The following is a 21,433-nucleotide window of genomic DNA, read 5'->3' as shown; positions in this document are numbered from 1 at the left end:
TGTTGTTAAGAAAGCTGAAAATCCATTCGAATATTGCTGTAACCACATACAACTTCTTCATAGCGAGTAATTATTAGAAAGTTGTGTAAATAAAAAATAGCATAGTACCTGTTAGTAGCACTTCGTTCATCTGATTCTCATAAGCTTCTTGTTTAGCGACGTAAACTGGAGAACTTCTGGCGAGATAAAGGAAAACTTCATTTCGTGGAACGCTTTTACCCAGGAATGTTAGTACCGCAAGGGGATAACCTAAAGGTCCTTGAACATACGATGCTTATTCAAAAAGCTTCTCTGCCCTTGAGTAATCGCGGTGTATCGCTGACGTAGTTTTCCTTGTCCTTGAAAAAGAAAAGCACTTTTTCTGCGTGCGAGGTATCGCTGACGCAGTTTTTCTTGTCCTTGAAAGGGAAAACACTTTTCTGTGTGCGTAGAAAGATGATCGAAATTTGCTAATCGCTGACTAGATAAACTTGGCGAAACCACTTTCAAAAAGATATCCATCATGTAAAAACGTATCGTTCAAAAAAAATAAAAAACATTCCTGATCAGGAATGTTTTTTATTTTTTTTATTTATCGGTAAATATACCGTTATTGCAGTTCCCTTATTTACTTCACTTTCAATATTAATCTCACCATCATGAACTTCAACAATATGTTTAACGATAGCCAAACCCAGCCCCGTTCCTCCTGTATTCCGGCTTCTTGCTTTATCTACTCGATAAAACCGTTCAAATATTCGTGGGATAGCATCCTTTTCAATTCCTATTCCAGTATCCTCTACTTTTATATATACATAATCATTAACTTCATTAATTTTTAAATAAATTCTTCCATTTTCTGGAGTGTAATTTACAGCATTATCAATTAAATTAATAATAATTTGTTTTACTTTTTCCTTATCAGCTGTTAATTGCAGATCAGTTTCAATTTGTTTATTAAATGTTAGCTGTTTATTCTGCACCCTCTGTTCTATAATCGGCATCACTTCTTGAACAATCTCATTTACTGAAAAGGTAGTAAGAACAAGCTGAAGGTTTTCCTTTTCTAACCGGGATAAAATCAATAAATCTTCAATTAATAGTTGCAATCGATGACTTTCCTTATAGATAATTTCCAAAAACTCTTTATTTTTTTCCAGATCCTTCATTGGGTCGTCTAATAACGTCTCAGCAAATCCTTTAATCGAAGTAATCGGGGTTTTTAGTTCATGGGAAACATTAGCTACAAAGTCTTTCCGCATTAATTCCAGTTTTTTCAACTCTGTAATATCATAAAGTACGAGTACCGCACCTTTTAGTAAGTTTCGATCATCAAATATAGGCGCTCCCACTATCTCAATATAATATTTATCGAGACCCTTATAATGAGTAAATTCTTCTTTTATATTACGTTCATAAAGGAAGGTTAGCTGTACTGTTTCATGAATGACCTCATTATAGAGAACATCATAATAAAGATGTCCTTGAACCTCATTCGGTGTTTGATCAAACATAGTTAAAAATTTGCGATTGGCAAAGTGAATATATCCTTTAGCATCGATTAGAACAAGGCCACTTTCCGTATTTTCAACAATGGTTGATAGTTGCTCTGATTTCATTTGTTCTTGCATGGTCAGTTTATTTAAATTACGAGCAAGCGCATTAATTTTTGTACTTAATTGTCCAATACTATTGTTTGCTGGATGATGAAATCTTGCACGATAATTACCTTTTACGATTTCATCAATTGTTTTTGTTGCTTTTTTTACCGGCTTAATGAGTGTTTCGTATAAGTGCAACAAAAATAATACTAAAATAATAAATTGAATAATTAATACTGCAACAATTGCTAAATATTCGCCTACTAATATACTTAATAAAATACCGGTTAAAGACACTACAAGTAAAATTCCTATAGTGTAACCGAATATTGGTTTTTCAAACAAAAATCGCATTAACTAGGGTCCTCCAATTTATACCCCAGACCTCGAACTGTTTTAATATAAACAGGTTTTTTGGAATCTGGTTCAATTTTATCGCGTAAATGAGAAATGTGAACATCTACAATACGTGTATCCCCAACAAAATCATAGTCCCAAACTCCACTAAGCAGTTGATCTCTAGAAATGACCTTCCCTTTATTTTTTGCTAAATAATAAAGTAGCTCAAACTCTTTCCTTGTAAATGTAATCACTTTTCCTTTCATTTCCGCTTCATATCTTTCAGGAAATACGGTTATGTCGCCAACCTGAATATACGAAAAATTAGATTTTTCTACTCGCTTGGACCGTCGTAAAATAGCCTTTATTCTAGCAATAACTTCTTTCGGACTAAATGGCTTCGTTAAGTAATCATCTGCTCCAAGTTCCAACCCAAGCACTTTATCAAATTCCTCATCCTTAGCTGTAAGCATGAGAATCGGTGTATTTATTTGATTATTACGTAAATACCTACAAACATCCATGCCGTCCATCTCAGGGAGCATCAGATCTAAAACAATCAAATCATAACTGTTGCTCTCCGCTTTTTGCACAGCTTGAGAACCATCATAAGCTACATCGGTAACAAAGCCTGCCTTTTCAATATTGAACTTCAATAAAGTTACAATTGACTTCTCGTCATCTACAATTAAAATTTTCTCGTTCATATCCAGTCCCCGTTTCTAATCACTAGTAGTTAATAGGTTCCACCTCCATCTTACAATGAATTACATAGAAAGTGAATACGATAAGAGGTTGTAAATTTATTTTTACACAAGATCAATGTTTTGGGATGGTAGATTATAGTATATTCCATATATATGAACAAATAATCAACCACATACGTAAAACGTATTAAAAAAAATTTTCTAAAGATTGTGCAGTTAATGTATTTGGTCGATACGCAGGGATAACATAAAGCTTTCCAGTAATCACCTTATCTCCTTTTTCATCTGTACCGGTAACATTCATCGCAATACGCTGATTGGCTTCATCCTTTGCAATGACCTCTAATGTAAAATAAACTTCTGTATTGTGGTAAACTGATTTTAAGAAAATGATCTCATGGTGTGTAATATGACTGCCAGGACCAGGCAAATGCATCGATACGAGGGAGGAAACCATTCCAAACAGCATAACAGCTGGTACGATTGGCTTTTTATATGGGGTTAATGAAGCATAATCATGCTGAAGGTATAAAGGATTAGCATCATTAGTTAAACCTAAATATAATAATAGATCTCGATCCATCATTTTTTTCGCCCCACTATAGTTATCACCAATCTGAATATCTTTTAATTCTTTACCTAAAGGTCTTCTCTTTCCTATCATTTTAACCCCTCCCTATTAATGTAAGCGCTTTCCATTATATCAAAAATTCACTTTATTGCCAATAATAAAACAAAACTGAGTCTGTCAAGTATTTACGAGAGCAACTCTCACCTTTTAAATTTTCTTTTATACAGCGCCTAATTTGAAAAAAGCTTTTTAAAAAACATCGCTTCTGAACCCGCAGTGGATATACACTTCGCTTTCCGCAGGCAACACTTCAATCCTCAGAAGTTGCTTTTCCTGCAGGACAAGGAAGGCTACGTCAGAGAAACATCGCACGAAGAAAATGAGTATTTCATTTTCGAGGAGTCTTCGTGTATATCCACTGCTTTTTAGCGATTCTAATCCTTACCCAAAATCCTATTAGATTTTACGTAGTATGATAGCAAATGCTTAAAACCCTGCAAAACCTCGTAAAGCTCTTACATATGGCTTACCTTGATCATCGCCTGCTAATGCTGGTATATGCCCCTTCATCACCAATTGATTGCCTTGTCTTTTCATGGCTCATCACCTGATATCCTAGTAAATCACAAAATCGATCCCTCCCATCACGATAGGAAGGCCCTTTCACCGCCCATGTAATAGCATTCCCTTAAAAAAAAGGCTAAGCGTATCTCCTCCACGAAACTGCAAATAACAATCTAGGAAAGCAACACACTTCTTCGTTTTACGATCAAGGTAAATTCGTCTTTTCACCTTCAGCGAGTCAAACATAGTGGCAATGGTACATTCCTGCATTTCTCGGTTTTCAAAGCGTTCAAAATCTCGATATCTCTCAAGTACAAATCGATCTCCGCCAACAAAGAGGAAAGCATAGTTGGATACACCATCTGTAATTCATGAAATAATTTTTCTTCCATTTTTTTTATGTTGGTAGATAATTGATATCATTTTACATGAGGACTCCTCCTTGTTAGTTTTCTGATTCAAAACTATTATATCAAAGGTGAGAGTCCTCTTCTTATGCACTCATATTTTATGTGAATATTATAACAATATCCCCGTATATATTTTACACAAAATTTCCATTAACAATTGAATTTCCATCCATAGCAAATAAAGTGAAAATTCATTCCGTGGAATGCTTTTTACACGGAATGTTAGTTGAACGAATCGGGCATTTAGGTGCCGTTTTCTCCTACTTAGACCCTTTTGTATCAACTAAAGGCTCTTGTATTGGGAGTCTTACGGCACCTTACATGCCGGATAAATAGTTGAGCCCTAATCATACTAATTCAATCTTTTGATGAAGTACTTCGACGAGTTAGTCTTTTTCCAAAATAAAAAGCCTTTACCTACAAAAAGTAGATAAAAGCCTTTTGTTAATTAGTTATTTTAGCACCTCTGATACTTTTTTTACAGAATCAACAGATTTATTCAAAGCAGCCTTTTCTTCCTCCGTTAGATCTAATTCGATAACTTTTTCTATACCGTTACCACCTAAAATCGTCGGTACACCAAGATAAATGTCCCAATAACCATATTCACCTTCTAAGTACGCAATTGCTGGAAGTATGCGGCGCTGATCTTTTAAAATCGCCTCTGCCATTACTGTAAGTGATGCAGCCGGAGCATAGTATGCACTACCATTTCCTAATAAGCCAACAATTTCTCCGCCACCTTTTCTCGTACGTTCAACAATTGCATCTAAACGTTCTTTTGAAATCAATTTTTCTAGTGGAACGCCTCCAGCATACGAATAACGAATGAGAGGAACCATATCATCTCCATGGCCCCCTAATACGAAACCAGTTACATCTTTAACTGATACATTTAATTCCTGTGCAACGAAGGCACGAAATCTTGCTGTATCTAATACACCAGATTGACCAATGACACGTTGTTTTGGGAGGCCTGTTTCTTTAAAAACAGTATAAGTCATAGCATCAACTGGATTGGTTAGTACAACAATATATGTGTCAGGTGAATATTTAACAACTTCTGTAGCTACAGTTTTCATAATTTTAGCATTGGTATTAACTAGGTCATCTCGGCTCATTCCGGGCTTTCGTGCAATACCTGCAGTAATAATCACCAGATCAGAACCTTTCGTATGTTCATAGTTGGACGTTCCAATAATAGAAGCGTCAAATCCTTGTACAGGACTAGCTTCAAGCATATCTAATGCCTTTCCTTTCGTCGGATCCTCCATATCAGGGATATCGACAAGTACGACATCACCTAATTCCTTTTGCGCTACCATTAAGGCCGTTGTAGCTCCAGTAAAGCCTGAACCGATTACTGATATTTTTCTTCTTTTTATCCCCATCTTTAAAATCCCCTTTGTTCTTTTAAACTAGTAAGTATAATTCCTTCTATAAAGATTACGCTACGTCGTACGGAATCAGCTAGTACAGGCGTCGCAATAATAAACATTTTCGCACAAAGCAACACAAGCACAGTATAGGTAACATAAAGTACCTATACTGTTTATAAACTACTATATATTAGCTCATATTTTTAATTAGTTCATTACCAAATTCAGAGCACTTCACTTCCGTTGCACCTTCCATTAACCGCGCGAAGTCATAGGTAACCACTTTGGAAGCAATGGTCTTATCCATAGCTGTTGTTATCAAATCAGCTGCTTCTCTCCAATCTATATGCTCAAGCATTAAAACGGCCGACAGAATCACTGAGGATGGATTTACTTTGTCTAATCCTGCATACTTAGGAGCAGTTCCGTGGGTAGCTTCAAAAATGGCATGACCAGTATCATAATTAATGTTTGCTCCAGGAGCAATTCCAATTCCGCCTACTTGAGCAGCAAGTGCATCAGAAATATAATCCCCATTTAAATTCATAGTAGCAACAACATCAAACTCTTTCGGTCGTGTTAAAATCTGTTGTAAGAAAATATCAGCGATAGCATCCTTTATCAAAATTTTTCCAGCTGCAAGTGCCTCATCTTGTGCTTTATTTGCCGCATCCTTTCCTTCTTTTTCAACAATGCGGTCATACTCCGCCCAAGTAAAGACTTTGTCACCAAATTCTTCCTCGGCAACCTCATAGCCCCAAATTTTAAATGCGCCTTCTGTAAATTTCATGATGTTACCTTTATGTACTAAAGTAACACTCTTGCGCCCTTCATTAATCGCATATTGAATACTTGCACGGACAAGGCGTTTCGTTCCTTCTTCAGAAACCGGCTTTACCCCAATTCCAGAAGATTCTGGAAAGCGAATGTTCGTTACATTCATTTCCTCTTTTAAGAACTTGATCACTTTTTTCACTTCATCTGTTCCTTTTTGCCACTCAATTCCGGCATAAATATCTTCTGTGTTTTCACGGAAGATAACCATGTCAACATCTTCAGGTCGTTTAACCGGAGATGGTACTCCGTCAAAATAGCGAACTGGGCGAAGACATGTAAAGAGATCCAATTCTTGGCGTAGTGCAACGTTTAAGGAACGAAATCCACCACCAATTGGTGTTGTAAGCGGTCCTTTAATAGCGATTTTATACTCATCTATTTTGTCCAACGTATCTTGTGGTAACCATTCTCCAGTCTTGTCATACGCTTTTTGCCCTGCATAAACCTCTAGCCAATCAATTTCCTTGGTACCGTTATACGCTTTCTCCACTGCAGCTTCAATAACTTTTTTTGCAGCTGACCAAATATCCGGTCCAGTTCCATCACCTTCAATAAAAGGTATAATTGGTTTGTTTGGAACTTTCAACTGTCCATTCTCTACGATAATTTTTTCTCCCTTTGTCATAACAATCATTACCTCCTAATGTCATTTCTGTATATAGTTTAGCAAAAATAAGTCCTGCTGAACATCTTTGCTTATTGCCTGATTGTTGGCAAGATTCCATCTATTGATGTTGAGGTAGTAAATAATAATCCTTTATCGTTGATCAATAATAATGTATTTTGGTGATTTTGGTCCAGTATATTCTGCTCTTGGACGAATTAATCTGTTATCAGTATATTGCTCCAAAATATGAGCGAGCCAGCCTGATGTACGACTAACTGCAAAAATCGGTGTAAATAAGTCATGATCAATGCCCAAGCTATGATAAACCGATGCAGAATAAAAATCAACATTTGCTGGTAAACCTTTATGTTCTTTAATGTAATCTTCAATTTTTACAGACATATTATACCATTTCGGCTGTCCAGTTAATTCTGTCAATTGCTTTGACATTTCTTTTAAAAACTTTGCCCGCGGATCTCCGTTACGGTACACACGGTGCCCCATCCCCATAATCTTTTCTTTATTATCTAATTTTTCTCTAATATAAGGGATTGCATTTTCTTCTTCTCCAATTTCCATCAACATTTGCATAACACGTTCATTTGCACCACCATGTAGCGGCCCTTTTAATGCTCCAATTGCAGCAGTAATTCCAGAATAAATATCCGAAAGAGTAGCTACACAGACTCTGGCAGTAAAAGTAGAAGCATTTAGTTCATGATCAGCGTGAAGTACAAGCGCCTTATTGATGGCTTCAACTTCAATATCCTTTGGGTCTTTTCCATTTAACATGTAAAGAAAATTTTCTGCATAACTATAATCTTGCTTTGGCTTAACCGGATCTTTTCCCTTCCGAATGCGCGCGAAAGCCGTTACAATTGATGCTATTTTTGCTTGTATACGGATTGCTTTCCGCTGATTTGCTTCTGGACTCATTACTTCTGCTTCATCATCATACAAGCCTAATAATGATACAGCTGTCCGTAATGCTGCCATTGGGTGAACTGTTGAAAGATCGTAGGAATGCAAATGTTTCACAATTCCGTCTGGAAGTTCCATATTTGCAGCAAGTTCTTGCTTTAAAGCATCTAATTCAGCTTGGTTAGGAAGCTTTTGATTCCAAAGTAAATAGATAACTTCTTCAAAACTGGAATATTCCGCCAAATCATCAATCTTGTAACCAACATACGTAAGTTGATCATCTATTATGGAACTAATTGACGATTGAGTTGCTACAACTCCTTCAAGCCCTTTCGTTGTTGCTGTCATAACAAACCCTCTCCTTTATAAATTATTTAGCACACTATCTTTCGACAATGTTTTAAAACTTATAAAAATTTATCCCCCTATGATAATTATAAAGTATTACGAATCTAATGTGAATTGAAACCGATTCAATTCACTATTTAGATTTTACTAGATACACAAATATTTTGCAAAAAAGAGTTTCTTTAGCTTCAACTTCGGTGAATCATTCTCAAGTATAGAAATGGGGAAAGTTTAAGACAGATACAGCACATTTCGACATTCATTACTAGAATATCTTTATTAAAAACAATAGTTTCTAAGACTATTTTATTTATAAGTTGCATATGTAATTAGAGAATGGTTTTTGATTTTAAATAAAATGGGGTCCAACTATGTACAAGCCACTTCTATTTCAATGTGTCCGATTGGCACTTATCATTATTAGCATCATATTGTCATGTTACTTCATGACAATAAGCTTTAGCTATTTATATCCACTGGCAATTGCCAGTTTAATTGCGATTATTCTTCATCCAGTTGTTACATTTTTAGAAGAAAGGTTAAAATTATCAAGATTATTAGCAACAACAGGAACCATGCTGGTACTTTTTTTTCTTCTAAGCGGCCTTTTATTTATTCTTGTTTCTGAGTTTATCCAAGGAACCTTATTTTTAGCAGAACAATTACCTACGTATTTCCAAACATTCAGTCTTTATTTGACAAATTTCATTGAGCAAAACATCATTCCCATATATCAAAAGTTAACTGCCTATTTTCAAACATTAAATGCTAGTCAACAAGCAGCCATTAGCGAAAACTTAAAGCACTTTATTAACAATCTTACTGCTTCTGCAACAACATTTTTACAAGGGACACTTCTTAAGTTACCAACGATTATTGTATCTTTACCCAGCTCTATTACAATCGTTATCTTTATTCTTTTGGCAGCATTTATGATCACGGTTGACTATAAAAAAATCGTACTATTTTTTCACAGGCATATTCCGAATACGTTTAAAACACCAGTCCAAAAAGTGATCGTTCAGCTAAAAAAAACAATTATCGGATATGCAAAAGCCCAAATCATCCTTGTGCTGATTTCGGCTATTCTTGTATACATCGGATTAGTTATTTTACAGGTAAAGCATTCTTTTACGATTACATTATACATTGCTCTTGTCGACTTATTTCCTTATATTGGTTCGGGTATCATTTTTATGCCATGGATCATTTATCTTTTTATAGTTGGAAATTACTCCATGTCGATTAATTTATCGATTTTGTACGGGATTGTTATAATTATTAGGCAATTAATTGAACCAAAAGTATTATCTTCTAGCATCGGTATCCATCCCCTTGTGGCATTAATAACATTATTTATTGGCATTCAAATTTGGGGAGTAATTGGATTTCTAATCGCACCTATCATGCTTATCTTCATAAATACGCTATATCGAGCAGGCACATTTAACGAGATTTGGAAATTTATTAAAGGATAAAACTCACCACCTTCGATATATGATGGTACGTTTTTTTATAAAGTGCTTTATTATAGCCTCTATTTTTTTACTAAAAATTCTCCGAGTTAGAGGTATGACTAATAGAAAACCAACCGCATCGGTAATAAAACCCGGAGTGATTAACAAAACAGCTCCAATTAATACACATATCCCATTAATAATATACCTTGTAGGTGCTTCTCCACGCTGAATGGAAAGCTGTGCCTGATTCCATATCTCAATTCCCTGTTGTTTTGCTAAATAAAAGCCAATTGCACCAGTCAATATAATCAATAACACAACCCACCAAGTTCCGATTATTCCACCAATCCAAATAAAAAGACCGATTTCGAGTGCAGAAAGAATAAATGCAGTAAGTAAGAACCATTTCATTGAATTTTTTCACCTCCATATGATTCAGTCGTGAGTAGTTTAAATCTGTCTTCTCTCCCAAATACTGTACTACTCTGCTTTAAAAGAAGATATAGAAAAAGAGGGGAGAGAACACCCTCTTTTTCTATATGAACATTAAAGTACTCTTGTATGCCCTTGATAGATGTCGCCTGTCGCACCATCAACAGTGATAATTTCATCATCTTTAATCACATCAAAGACATCCTCAACACCAACAATTACAGGAATTCCTAAACTTAATCCTACAACCGCGGCATGAGAAGTAAGCCCAGCTTCTTCTGTAATAATACCAGCAGCCTTTTCAATTGCCGGCATCATTTCTTTTTCCGTACCGTAAGTAACTAATATATCGCCTTCTTGTACTTTTTCTATTGCTTCATTCGCTGATTTTACAACAGCTGCTCTGCCAAAAGCGCTTTTTCTACCAATTCCTTGACCTTTTGCGATGATATCACCAATGACATGAACCTTCATTAAATTCGTTGTACCACTCTCTCCAACCGGTACACCGGCGGTAATAATAACACGGTTTCCATGCTCAACCATACCGGATTGTAAGCCTCTTTCTACCGCGATATCCAACATTTCGTCAGTAGAGCTCGCACGTTTACATGTAACTGCATGTACGCCCCAGATTAGGGAAAGACGGCGATTTACTCTCTCAGAAAATGTAACTGCAAGAATTGAAGCATGCGGACGATATTTGGAAATCATTCTTGCCGTATGGCCACTTTCTGTTGGAGTAATAATTGCACTTACCGATAAATTCATTGCTGTATGTGTAACAGATTGACTGATTGCATCTGTAATCGTCATATCTACATTGCGCGAACGATCCCGTAAAATGGATTGATGATCTAAAGCTGTTTCTGCCTTCAATGCGATATTGCTCATCGTTTGCACAGATTCGACCGGGTAATCTCCTGCAGCCGTTTCACCAGATAGCATAACCGCATCGGTTCCGTCAAAAATGGCATTTGCTACATCTGATGCTTCTGCTCTTGTTGGTCGTGGATTACGTTGCATTGAATCAAGCATTTGTGTAGCTGTAATAACAGGTTTACCTGCTAAATTGCATTTTTTAATCAATTTTTTTTGCACAAGCGGCACATCTTCAGCAGGAGTTTCCACACCAAGATCGCCACGAGCAACCATTAATCCATCACTTACTTCTAAAATGCTGTCAATATTGTCGACACCCTCTTGATTTTCAATCTTAGGGATAATTTGAATATGCGTTGCATTATGTTTTTCCAGGAGTTCTTTTATTTCTAACACATCCGATGCACGTCTGACAAAAGAAGCTGCGATGAAATCTACATCTTGCTCGATACCAAAAATAATATCTTTAGCGTCTTTCTCCGTAATTCCAGGCAGGTTTACCGCAACATTTGGGATGTTAACGCCTTTTTTATTCTTGATCATACCTGTATTAAGCGCAATTGTTTTTACTTCCTGTTTTACTTGATCAATTTCAACAACCTTTAATTCGATTAATCCATCATCTAAAAGAATTTTAGAGCCGACATGGACATCATTAATTAAGCCAGGATACGTAACCGAAAAACGTTCAGCTGTTCCTTCAACTTCTTTCATCGATACATAAACTGTATTTCCTTGTACTAGTTCAGCTTGTCCATTGACAAAGTTGTGTGTGCGAATTTCTGGACCTTTCGTATCTAAAATAATCGCAATAGTTTTCCCTGTTTTTTCTGCAGCTTTACGTATATTTTCAATTCGTGCTGCATGTTCTTCATAATTACCATGTGAAAAATTGAGGCGAGCAACGTTCATCCCACATTCCATTAACTTCTCCAAGGTTTCAATAGATTCTGATGCAGGTCCGATTGTACATACAATTTTTGTGTTTCTCATTATTGTTTCCTCCTTAAGTTACCGTTCCAACGTTAAATAGATAGTTCTTGAGATAATGTATACATGTCATCGTTAATGGTATGCTGCTCGTGCAGAATTTTATTAATTTCATGATCAACTATTTCGTTCTGTTGAATTCCTACCATTCTTCCTGCTTTACCAGCCATTAACAAATCGACTGCTTTAGCAGCGAGTCTGCTTGCCAGTACACGATCTGCTGCTGACGGTGATCCACCGCGTTGAATATGTCCTAACACCGTAACACGTGTTTCTAAATCCGTCGCTTCTTCAATTCTTTTTCCATATTCAATCCCGCTACCTACACCTTCTGCAAGTATAATAATACTATGTTTCTTTCCACGCTTGTGTCCTCGTTTCAACTTTTGAACAACTGTTTCAAATTTTTCCTTCTTTTCAGGGATTAAAATACTCTCTGCACCATCAGCCAAGCCCGCCCAAAGTGCGATATCTCCTGCATTTCTTCCCATCACTTCAATAATATATGTGCGTTTATGGGAAGTTGCTGTATCACGAACTTTATCAATTGCTTCAATCACGGTATTTAATGCTGTGTCAAAGCCAATTGTAAAATCGGTTCCCGCAATATCGTTATCAATCGTTCCAGGCACACCAATACATGGATAACCTTTTTCCGTTAATTTTTGTGCTCCACGAAAGCTACCGTCACCACCAATAACGATTAAACCTTCAATACCAAATTTATTTAATTGTTCGATTGCTTTTTGCTGTCCTTCTTCTGTTTTAAATGCTTCACTTCTTGCAGAGTAAAGCATTGTTCCACCACGATGGATAATATCACCTACAGAACCAATTTCCATCTTTTCAATAGTACCTTCCATTAATCCTTGAAAGCCATATTTAATTCCATATACTTCTATATTATGACAAATGGCTTTCCTTACTACTGCACGAATTGCAGCATTCATTCCTGGTGCATCGCCACCGCTAGTTAAAACGCCAATTTTTTTCATAGTTTTCATTCCACCTCTGGTCTTACAATTTTCTGTTCAAAAAATGTCCTCTCTTAAAAGATAATTGGTAATAAGTAAAATAGCAATTAAAATCATGTAAAATATTGCACATTTTCTCATGAAAGCCCTTTATGTATGTGAATTCCAGCTCGATTAACATATTATGGAAGAACACGAACTAGGGTTGACATACAACTGCCAACCCCCTTTATCATGAAAATCTCATCTCCTCATCTTAGTATACACTTAAAATTTGTTGCTAACCATTCATGATATAAATTTGCCCTTCATTTAATCAAATTGTCTGGTATTGCCCAATTTTCTTATATTTTTCCCATCTTTTTTCAAGTAATTCATCAACTGAATATTTCTCTAACATTTGTAAAGATTGTGCTATCACCTCGTCTAAATATGCCGCTTGTTTTTTCACATTGCGGTGGGCACCACCTCTGGGCTCTGGAATAATATGATCGATGATACCTAACTTTTTCAAATCATATGCAGTTATTTTCATAGACTCTGCCGCCGTCTGTGCATAACTGGCATCCTTCCATAAAATAGAAGCTGCCCCTTCCGGTGAAATTACAGAATAGGTGCTATTTTCCAGCATATGTATTTCATCTCCTACTCCTAATGCCAAAGCACCGCCACTTCCACCTTCACCAATAACAACACAAATTATCGGCACAGCCAGTCCAGCCATTTCCATTAGATTCCTAGCTATCGCTTCACTTTGGCCTCTTTCTTCAGCTGCCTTACCCGGATACGCTCCTTTAGTGTCAATAAAACAAATGATTGGTCGGGAGAATTTTTCAGCCTGTTTCATATGCCGCAAAGCCTTTCGATATCCTTCTGGGTGGGGCATTCCAAAATTACGCCGGATATTTTCTTTTGTATCCTTTCCACGTTGATGTCCAATAACTGTAACTGGCTTTTCTTTATAAAAGGCAATACCTGTCACAATTGCTGCATCATCTGCGAATAAACGATCCCCATGAAATTCAATAAAATCGGTAAATAGTTCTTCAATATAATCTAACGTTGTTGGTCTTTCCGGATGTCTGGCAAGTTGAACACGATCCCATGGTTTTAAATTACTATAAATATCATTTTCTAATATCGCCAGACGCTTTTCTAATGTGTTGATTTCTTCTGTTAAATCGATATCACTATCTGCAGTGAAACGTTTCAGTTCTGCAATTTTTTCCTTCAAATTTACAATTGGTTTTTCAAATTCCAAAATCTGCTTCATGATTTCTTTCCACCTTTCTGATGAAACGTTAGCAATAATGCTAATAAATCTTTCATTTCTGAGCGGTGTACAACTTTATCCAATTGCCCGTGCTCCAATTGAAATTCAGCTGTTTGAAAATCATTAGGCAGTTTTTCACGAATTGTTTGCTCAATAATACGACGACCTGCAAAACCAATTAAAGCTCCCGGCTCAGCAAGATTATAATCACCAATCGAAGCAAAGCTTGCCGATACTCCCCCTGTGGTCGGGTGTGTCATGACGGAAATCATTAACCCTCCCGTATCGCTAAAACGTTTAATAGCTGCTGCTGTCTTTGCCATTTGCATCAAGCTAAGAACACCCTCTTGCATTCTTGCTCCACCGGATGCTGTAAAAATAATAAACGGAATGCCTTCATCTTTTGCATTTTCAACTGCGCGCGCAATTTTTTCACCGATTACCGATCCCATACTCCCCATCCGAAAGGTAGAATCCATAACCGCAAATGCCGTAACATTACCATTTATCTTTCCCTTTCCGGTGACTACACCTTCTCTAAGACCTGTTTTCTGCATATCTTTTTCAATCTTTTCTTGGTAGCCAGGAAAATGAAGCGGATTTCCAGTTGTCAACTGCTTGTCCCATTCGTTGAAGCTTCCTTCGTCAAATAATGTATTAATTCGCTGCCATGCTTGTAATGGATGATGATAGTCACAGTTCGGACACACTTGTAAATTTTTATTCATTTCTTTACGATAGTATATTTTATGGCACCCACTACATTTCTGCATTAAGCCCTCAGGAACATCAGCTTTTGCCTGTTCACTCGGGATGGATGCATATTTTTTTCGCTTGCCAAAAAAATCCTTAAGCAAGACAATTCCTCCTTTTTTCAACAACCCCTAACACGTGCGTAAAAGCTATTTCTCTATTTTACCGAAAGAGCTTAATGGTTTTTTATCTATTATACATAAGTTGTACGAAAAAAAATGTCAAAAACAGTCGGCAATTTAAGATTACTTCTCCAACATCTTGTCGAATAATGTTTCAATAGCTGCATACTGTTTATTATAATATAACTGCACTAATTGCTCATAAAATTCCTTGTCTAAGCTAATGCTCTTAATGGTAATAGCAAATTCATACATTAACTGCCAAACCTTACCAAGCAGCAAATTATGGGACATATTAAAAATTAATTGAAAAAACTTAGCATGTACAAATTCCATCTCATCCTTTTCTAAGATAGCAGATAGTTCATCTACATCTTGCTTACTCATGTGACAAAATGCGAGTTTAGCTGCTTCCTTCTCTAGCAATCGGATGGTTTTTACTAAATCCCTTTTTATCTGTTCTTCCTGTAAAACAAAAGAAGCAAGCAGCTCTACCATTTGAAACGGACGATATTTGCTTAAAAAAGTACCTTCACCACGTTTGGTTTCAATTAATCCTAACAATTCCATTGCACGTAACGCTTCACGTATAGACGATCTGCCAGCATGTAAGGTTTCAGCAAGCTCCCTCTCAGAAGGGAGCTTGTCTCCCGGCTGTAAATGATGTGTAACAATATATTGGCGAATCTCTTTTAAGACGCCCTGATAAACCTTTTGTTTTTGTGACATGGACACAGCCATGACTCACTCCTTTAACACATTAATTACTATCTATTTGTGTTAATCTTCTCGTATTCTCGGCTACTTCTTCTGGATTTACTTCTATTCTTGCTACTCCGGATTCCATAGCAGCTTGAGCTACACTCTTAGCTACAATTGGCGCTACCCTAGCATCAAATGGAGCTGGGATTACATAGTCTTCATGTAATTCACTATCGGTTATAAGGGAAGCTATTGCATGTGCAGCAGCAACTTTCATCTTTTCATTGATTCTTGTTGCACGTACATCAAGTGCTCCACGGAAAATCCCCGGAAAAGCAAGCACATTATTTACTTGGTTAGGAAAATCTGAGCGCCCCGTTCCAATAACTCTTGCACCGGCTTCTTTAGCAATATCAGGCATGATTTCCGGTTCAGGATTAGCCATAGCAAAAATAATCGGATTTTCATTCATTTTTTGTACCATTTCCTTCGTCAACGCTCCACCGACTGAAACCCCAATAAATACATCTGCACCTTCCAGCATTTCTTCCAGATTACCTTCCTGTTTTGCTTGATTCGTAAAGTTGGCTACTCGTTCCTTTACATCATTCATTCCATAAGGACGATCTGCATAAATAGCTCCACGAGAATCACACATAATCAAATCACGAACACCAAAATGATATAATAATTTTATAATTGCAATTCCTGCTGCTCCGGCTCCGTTTGCAACTACTTTGATATCAGAAAATGATTTTCCTACTAATTTTAGAGCATTAATTAAACCTGCAACCGTAACAATAGCTGTTCCGTGCTGATCATCATGGAAAATTGGAATATTCGTCTCTTTTTTCAGCCTTTCTTCAATTACAAAGCATTTTGGTGCTGCAATATCTTCCAAGTTCACTCCACCAAACGTTGGCTCCATCAATTTAACGGTTTGGACAATTTCTTCTACATCTTGGGTGGCTAAACAAATAGGAAAGGAGTCCACACCTGCAAAGCTTTTAAATAAAACAGATTTCCCTTCCATTACCGGGAGCGAAGCTTCTGCCCCTATATTTCCTAGACCTAAAACCGCCGATCCATCACTAATGACAGCAACCATATTTCCTTTCATTGTATAATCATATACCATATCTACCCGGTCATGAATCTCCTTACATGGTTCTGCTACTCCAGGAGAATAAGCCAAACTTAACTCCTCTGCATTGGTAACAGGTATTTTTGATTGCGTTGTTAATTTACCCTTATTCACTTTATGCAAGTGTAATGCTTTATCTCTTAAGCTTGCCATCTTTACTAATCGCTCCCTTTCGTAGAAAAAATAAACTTTCTCCATCCAAAGGTGGTCTGACCACCATTAACTCCTTTATTATAACAGATGAGGCTTGTCTGTAAAGTAATGATCATCATTCTATTGGACATTACATTAGAAAAACTTGGCTTGTCGCCAAGTCTTTAGCGAAAGCTGTAGTTTTTCTTATACTAAAAAACCAAAATTTTATACTTTCCTATAGTAGAACAAAAAGCGCCTTTGGGAAAACAGGAACCAGACTCCGCCGAGGAGGCTACCTAAACTACAGGAGGAGTAAAGTGACCTCAAGGTGCTGAGCACTGGTGTGTTCTCTGTGGGTAAATGTCATAAAAAAATTATCCACATGAACAAAACTTATAAAGTGAAACTTCATTCAGTAGGAATTTTCCTCCATCTCCTACTAAACGTTAGTACCACAAGGGTATGACCTCAAGGCACTTGAACGAATCGGGCATTTAGGTGCCGTTTTAGTTGTATCAACTCGAGGCTCTCAAAGTGGGAGTCTTACGGCACCTTACATGCGGGATAAATTTTCTAGACGAAACTAAAATAATATCGGATAACCACCTTATTGATATTACGTTATATTAAATTTAGCCAGCTTTATCAAAAAGAAATATTTCACTGTAAAAAAGTTAACTAGCCAGGAATCTTTTCATTCTGTGTGCTTCTATACTAAATCAAGTACCACTTCGTTTGTTCCAAAATAATCTTTTAGTTCCTGTATACAAGCAGTTGTTGGTTTTAAGTTATAATCTTCCGTTAATTGGTACGTTTTTCGCAGCTGTTCTTGAAAAATAATAACCGGAGTATTGCCCGGGAAATGGGAGGAAATCTGTTTTAATTTGATTAAATCCTTTGTATTATCTTCGCCTGTAAGTTTAATAAATAATCGTGTCGTTTGCATTTCTTTTAAAGCAGTCATATCTAAAGGTTGAATAGCTGAAAGCAGCATTTGAACCTGCTGTTTCCTCCATTCAAGTTTTCCTTCCACTAAGACCATCATTTCCTCTTTTAGCCAACGGAGAACTTCACGATAAAGCTGTGGAAAAACAACTGCTTCCAAATCATCTGTTTCATCTCCTAGTGAGAGAAATGCCATTGAATCTCCACGCTTCGTACGAATCGTCTTTATCGTTTGGATGATTCCGGCACTTTTTAACCTATAGCCCTCTCCCCTCTGTTTCATATTTCGTAAAGACAGATAACCAGATCGTTGTAAAATTTTTCGGTATTCATGCATCGGATGACTGGAAATATATATCCCGATTAGCTCTTTTTCCTGAGCTAACTTCTTCACTTGAGTAAAATCATCTATTGAAACATACTCTCCTTCTAATTCAATTTGATCTTGAAACAAGCTAGGCTGCTCTTGAAATTCTTTAAATAATTCACCCTGTTCAATTGCCTGATCAATTGTTGCTAATAAACTAGCTCGATTATGATAGAGTTCATCAAAAGCCCCTGCCATAATTAATAATTCAATTGTTTGTCGATTTACAGCTTTTAAAGAAACACGTAAACAAAAATCAAACAAACTTTTGAATGGACCTTCTTTACGCACACGAATAATTTCACTAACTGCCTGATTACCAATCCCTTTAATTTGCAATAGTCCCATTCGTATATCGTTTCCTTCCACAGCATACTTTCCAAAGCTATGATTAATAGAAGGTGGCAATAGTTTAAGTTGTAATTCCTTCATTTCTCTTAAATACATCTGTAATTTATGATGCTGATGGACAGATGTGCTTAATAATTCAGCGAAAAAAGCGGCTGGAAAATGCGCTTTTAAATATGCAAGCTGATATGAAATACAACTATATGCTACAGCATGGCTACGGTTAAACCCGTAATTAGAAAAGCGTACAATCCATGTAAATAACTGCATTGCCACAGATTCACTATAGCCATTGTTTATACAACCTGATATAAAAGCGGCCTTTTGCTGTTCCATCATATTTTCCTGTTTTTTACTGACCGCTCTTCGAAGAATATCTGCTTGTCCCAGTGTAAAGCCAGCAATCTGATGGGCTATTTGCATAATTTGTTCTTGATAAACTAGTACTCCATATGTTTTGGATAAAATAGGAGCAAGATCCAAATGTGGATAAGTCACCGTTTCAAGCCCATGTTTACGACGAATATATGTTGAAATGAAGTCCATTGGCCCCGGACGATATAGTGCATTAACAGCTACGATGTCTTCAAAATGACTTGGCTTAAGTTCTTGTAACACTTGCCTCATCCCTTGCGACTCTAATTGAAATACACCATTCGTTTTTCCCTTCTGCAATAAGGAAAAGGTTAAAGTGTCGTCATCAGGGATCTGTTCTAAAGATAAATCCTTACCAGTTGTGTATCGGATTCTTTGTAAAACTCTTTCCAGTAAAGTTAAGTTTCGTAGACCCAACAAATCAATTTTCAACAGCCCGATAGCTTCTATATCATTCATTGCATACTGAGTTAATTGTGCAGAAGAACTGCCAGGGATCAATGGGACATGTTCTTCTAAAGGTTTCTCCGTAATAACAATACCAGCAGCATGAGTCGATAGATGCTTAGGAATTCCTTCTAATTTAGTAGCAACTGTAAATAGTCGTCGTAATGTTTTTGAGTCTTTAATATAGCTTTTCAATTCCTCAGACTCACTAATAATCTGAACAAGACTTTTCTTCGTTTGCAATGGAATATGACGTAGAATAAACGACGCATCTTGTTGATTTATATCCATCGTTTTAATCAGTTCTCTCATTAATGAGCGAGCCGCAAATGTGCCAAATGTAATAATTTGCGCTACATGTTCCTCTCCATAGGTTTTTTGCACATATTCAATGATCTCTTCCCGACGAATATCAGAAAAATCAATGTCAATATCTGGCATTGTCATTCGTTCCGGATTAAGAAATCTTTCAAATAGCAATTCATACCTAATTGGATCAACATCTGTAATGCCTAAAACATAAGCTACAAGAGAACCAGCAGCTGACCCCCTTCCAGGTCCTACCACAATCCCATTATTCTTCGCATAAGCGATAAAATCAGCCACTATTAAAAAGTAGTCACTAAACTGCATCGTTTTAATTACTTCAAGCTCATAGTTCAATCGTTCCTGTATTTCATTAGTAACTTTAGCGTATTTATTTGACAACAAATCATGACATTTATGCACAAGGTAATCATGGCTATCCTTCCCCCCTGTTAGTGGGAAAGAAGGAAGAAATTGCTGTTGAAAGTCAAACTTCACTTCACATTTCTGTACGATTTCTTCGGTGGTCTGTAATGGCTCTGACCATGCGGAAAAAGATAACTTCATCTCTACTTCCGATCGTAAATGGTGGTTTTTTAACAACGGAGAGATTTCATCACCATCCCATTGTTGATTATGTTTCATTGCTTGTAAACAATCATAAGCAATTACGTCATTTTCTTGTATATAGCGGACATCATGAATCGCTACAACTGAAATAAGGAATTTTTTTTGAAATAGCTTTACAGCTTCATGTAAAGGCAGTTCAGTTCTCATTCCATAAGCTTCCACACCTAAATAAAAATCAGCTTCAGCAAAAGCTTCCTGATATGGCAAAAAGTATTCCGTTAAGCGAGTAAATGCTTCTGTCATAAACCAATCAGCTATTGGTGACTGATGAACAGAAAGAATACCTATACAATGCGCTGTGTAGTTTTTTAAGTTAGCTAGTGGTATAAATTGCTCGTCTTGCTTCTGTATCCATGTACTTAATTTAATAAGATTATGATAACCCTCATTTGTTTTAGCTAATATTGTTAGTTCCTCAATCTCTGTCTGATTTCGCTTTACTAATACGGTCATCCCAATAATTGGCTTGATACCATACTTAAGACACTCTCGATAAAACGAAATAGCTCCATGTAATACTTGCTCGTCAGTAAGGGCTAACGCTCTATATTCAAGCTCCATTGCCTGCTTTACTAACTTTTCTATTGTAATAGTACTATTTAGCAGACTATAGCTACTTCTTACTTGTAAATGTGTATACGCCATCGTACCCCGCCTTTACATACTCTATCCATTATTATACCAATCTAACGAGAACATGCATACGGAAATGCCATGGAGTTAGCATAACCTGTCCTTTTCATTCATAAGTTTAAATAAAAGTGAACTTACATGATTAAGAATTTTTGGCCTTCTTATCATGAATAATATCTAATAAGTTAACTTTTTTGCATCTTTTTTTCAATTATAGACTTTTAACCACATATCATGGGTTTGAAAGAGGAG

At 36.5% G+C, this 21,433-nt stretch carries 16 protein-coding genes; 1 reads left to right on the top strand and 15 read right to left on the bottom strand.

Annotated elements, in window-relative coordinates:
* Positions 1 to 545: 545 nt before the first annotated feature.
* From pnpS to citZ, 7 genes are all read right to left on the bottom strand, one after another.
* Positions 546 to 1,934, bottom strand: coding sequence for a two-component system histidine kinase PnpS (gene pnpS, locus KQI21_RS01715; RefSeq protein WP_216482286.1), 1,389 nt, complete (start codon positions 1,932 to 1,934; stop codon positions 546 to 548).
* Entirely contained in the window at positions 1,934 to 2,626 is a 693-nt protein-coding gene (locus tag KQI21_RS01710; RefSeq protein ID WP_216482285.1) for a response regulator transcription factor, read from the bottom strand. Before KQI21_RS01710 ends, pnpS begins: the two co-directional genes overlap by 1 nt.
* Positions 2,627 to 2,813: 187 nt before the next feature.
* Positions 2,814 to 3,290 carry a MaoC/PaaZ C-terminal domain-containing protein gene (locus KQI21_RS01705; RefSeq protein ID WP_216482284.1) on the bottom strand — a complete coding sequence of 159 codons (477 nt, stop codon included), beginning with the start codon at positions 3,288 to 3,290 and terminating at the stop codon, positions 2,814 to 2,816.
* Positions 3,291 to 3,860: 570 nt separating this feature from the next.
* Positions 3,861 to 4,130, bottom strand: a complete 270-nt coding sequence (locus KQI21_RS16615; RefSeq protein ID WP_216482668.1) for a UPF0236 family transposase-like protein — start codon at positions 4,128 to 4,130, stop codon at positions 3,861 to 3,863.
* 493 nt (positions 4,131 to 4,623) lie between these two features.
* Positions 4,624 to 5,562, bottom strand: a complete 939-nt coding sequence (gene mdh / locus KQI21_RS01695) for a malate dehydrogenase (protein WP_216482283.1) — start codon at positions 5,560 to 5,562, stop codon at positions 4,624 to 4,626.
* Between the two features lie 178 nt (positions 5,563 to 5,740).
* Positions 5,741 to 7,012, bottom strand: a complete 1,272-nt coding sequence (icd, locus tag KQI21_RS01690; RefSeq protein ID WP_216482282.1) for an NADP-dependent isocitrate dehydrogenase — start codon at positions 7,010 to 7,012, stop codon at positions 5,741 to 5,743.
* 132 nt (positions 7,013 to 7,144) lie between these two features.
* Positions 7,145 to 8,263: a citrate synthase gene (gene citZ, locus KQI21_RS01685; RefSeq protein WP_216482281.1), complete on the bottom strand. Its 1,119-nt coding sequence runs from the start codon at positions 8,261 to 8,263 to the stop codon at positions 7,145 to 7,147.
* Between the two features lie 371 nt (positions 8,264 to 8,634).
* On the opposite strand from citZ, the gene ytvI reads away from it, so the two are divergent.
* Positions 8,635 to 9,741, top strand: a complete 1,107-nt coding sequence (gene ytvI / locus KQI21_RS01680) for a sporulation integral membrane protein YtvI (protein ID WP_216482280.1) — start codon at positions 8,635 to 8,637, stop codon at positions 9,739 to 9,741.
* Positions 9,742 to 9,744: 3 nt separating this feature from the next.
* On the opposite strand, the gene KQI21_RS01675 is transcribed toward ytvI, so the two are convergent.
* The 8 genes from KQI21_RS01675 to dnaE form a co-directional block, all read right to left on the bottom strand.
* Entirely contained in the window at positions 9,745 to 10,134 is a 390-nt protein-coding gene (locus KQI21_RS01675) for an FxsA family protein (protein ID WP_216482279.1), read from the bottom strand.
* A 135-nt stretch (positions 10,135 to 10,269) separates the two neighbouring features.
* Positions 10,270 to 12,030, bottom strand: coding sequence for a pyruvate kinase (gene pyk, locus KQI21_RS01670; RefSeq protein ID WP_216482278.1), 1,761 nt, complete (start codon positions 12,028 to 12,030; stop codon positions 10,270 to 10,272).
* Positions 12,031 to 12,062: 32 nt separating this feature from the next.
* Positions 12,063 to 13,022, bottom strand: coding sequence for a 6-phosphofructokinase (pfkA, locus tag KQI21_RS01665; protein ID WP_216482277.1), 960 nt, complete (start codon positions 13,020 to 13,022; stop codon positions 12,063 to 12,065).
* A gap of 295 nt (positions 13,023 to 13,317) precedes the next feature.
* On the bottom strand, positions 13,318 to 14,274 hold the full coding sequence (gene accA, locus KQI21_RS01660) for an acetyl-CoA carboxylase carboxyl transferase subunit alpha (protein WP_216482276.1): 957 nt from the start codon (positions 14,272 to 14,274) through the stop codon (positions 13,318 to 13,320).
* Entirely contained in the window at positions 14,271 to 15,131 is an 861-nt protein-coding gene (accD, locus tag KQI21_RS01655; protein WP_216482275.1) for an acetyl-CoA carboxylase, carboxyltransferase subunit beta, read from the bottom strand. The genes accA and accD overlap by 4 nt, the downstream gene beginning before the upstream one ends.
* A gap of 141 nt (positions 15,132 to 15,272) precedes the next feature.
* Positions 15,273 to 15,890 (bottom strand): FadR/GntR family transcriptional regulator, encoded by a 618-nt coding sequence (locus tag KQI21_RS01650; RefSeq protein WP_216482274.1) that lies wholly within the window; start codon positions 15,888 to 15,890, stop codon positions 15,273 to 15,275.
* Between the two features lie 19 nt (positions 15,891 to 15,909).
* Complete coding sequence (gene ystJ / locus KQI21_RS01645; protein WP_216482273.1) at positions 15,910 to 17,148, bottom strand: NADP-dependent malic enzyme; 1,239 nt, start codon at positions 17,146 to 17,148, stop codon at positions 15,910 to 15,912.
* Positions 17,149 to 17,839: 691 nt separating this feature from the next.
* Entirely contained in the window at positions 17,840 to 21,193 is a 3,354-nt protein-coding gene (gene dnaE / locus KQI21_RS01640; RefSeq protein ID WP_216482272.1) for a DNA polymerase III subunit alpha, read from the bottom strand.
* Positions 21,194 to 21,433: the final 240 nt, after the last annotated feature.

Source organism: Virgibacillus proomii (assembly GCF_018916875.1).
Taxonomy (GTDB): Bacteria; Bacillota; Bacilli; order Bacillales; family Amphibacillaceae; genus Virgibacillus; species Virgibacillus proomii_B.
This window is presented reverse-complemented; position numbering and strand designations above follow the sequence as displayed.

Coding starts and splice junctions, on each gene's coding strand:
- pnpS (WP_216482286.1), bottom strand. CDS start 1,934: ATGCGATTTTTGTTTGAAAAACCAATATTCGGTTACACTATAGGAATT.
- KQI21_RS01710 (WP_216482285.1), bottom strand. CDS start 2,626: ATGAACGAGAAAATTTTAATTGTAGATGACGAGAAGTCAATTGTAACT.
- KQI21_RS01705 (WP_216482284.1), bottom strand. CDS start 3,290: ATGATAGGAAAGAGAAGACCTTTAGGTAAAGAATTAAAAGATATTCAG.
- mdh (WP_216482283.1), bottom strand. CDS start 5,562: ATGGGGATAAAAAGAAGAAAAATATCAGTAATCGGTTCAGGCTTTACT.
- icd (WP_216482282.1), bottom strand. CDS start 7,012: ATGACAAAGGGAGAAAAAATTATCGTAGAGAATGGACAGTTGAAAGTT.
- citZ (WP_216482281.1), bottom strand. CDS start 8,263: ATGACAGCAACAACGAAAGGGCTTGAAGGAGTTGTAGCAACTCAATCG.
- ytvI (WP_216482280.1), top strand. CDS start 8,635: ATGTACAAGCCACTTCTATTTCAATGTGTCCGATTGGCACTTATCATT.
- KQI21_RS01675 (WP_216482279.1), bottom strand. CDS start 10,134: ATGAAATGGTTCTTACTTACTGCATTTATTCTTTCTGCACTCGAAATC.
- pyk (WP_216482278.1), bottom strand. CDS start 12,030: ATGAGAAACACAAAAATTGTATGTACAATCGGACCTGCATCAGAATCT.
- pfkA (WP_216482277.1), bottom strand. CDS start 13,022: ATGAAAAAAATTGGCGTTTTAACTAGCGGTGGCGATGCACCAGGAATG.
- accA (WP_216482276.1), bottom strand. CDS start 14,274: ATGAAGCAGATTTTGGAATTTGAAAAACCAATTGTAAATTTGAAGGAA.
- KQI21_RS01650 (WP_216482274.1), bottom strand. CDS start 15,890: ATGGCTGTGTCCATGTCACAAAAACAAAAGGTTTATCAGGGCGTCTTA.
- ystJ (WP_216482273.1), bottom strand. CDS start 17,148: ATGGCAAGCTTAAGAGATAAAGCATTACACTTGCATAAAGTGAATAAG.
- dnaE (WP_216482272.1), bottom strand. CDS start 21,193: ATGGCGTATACACATTTACAAGTAAGAAGTAGCTATAGTCTGCTAAAT.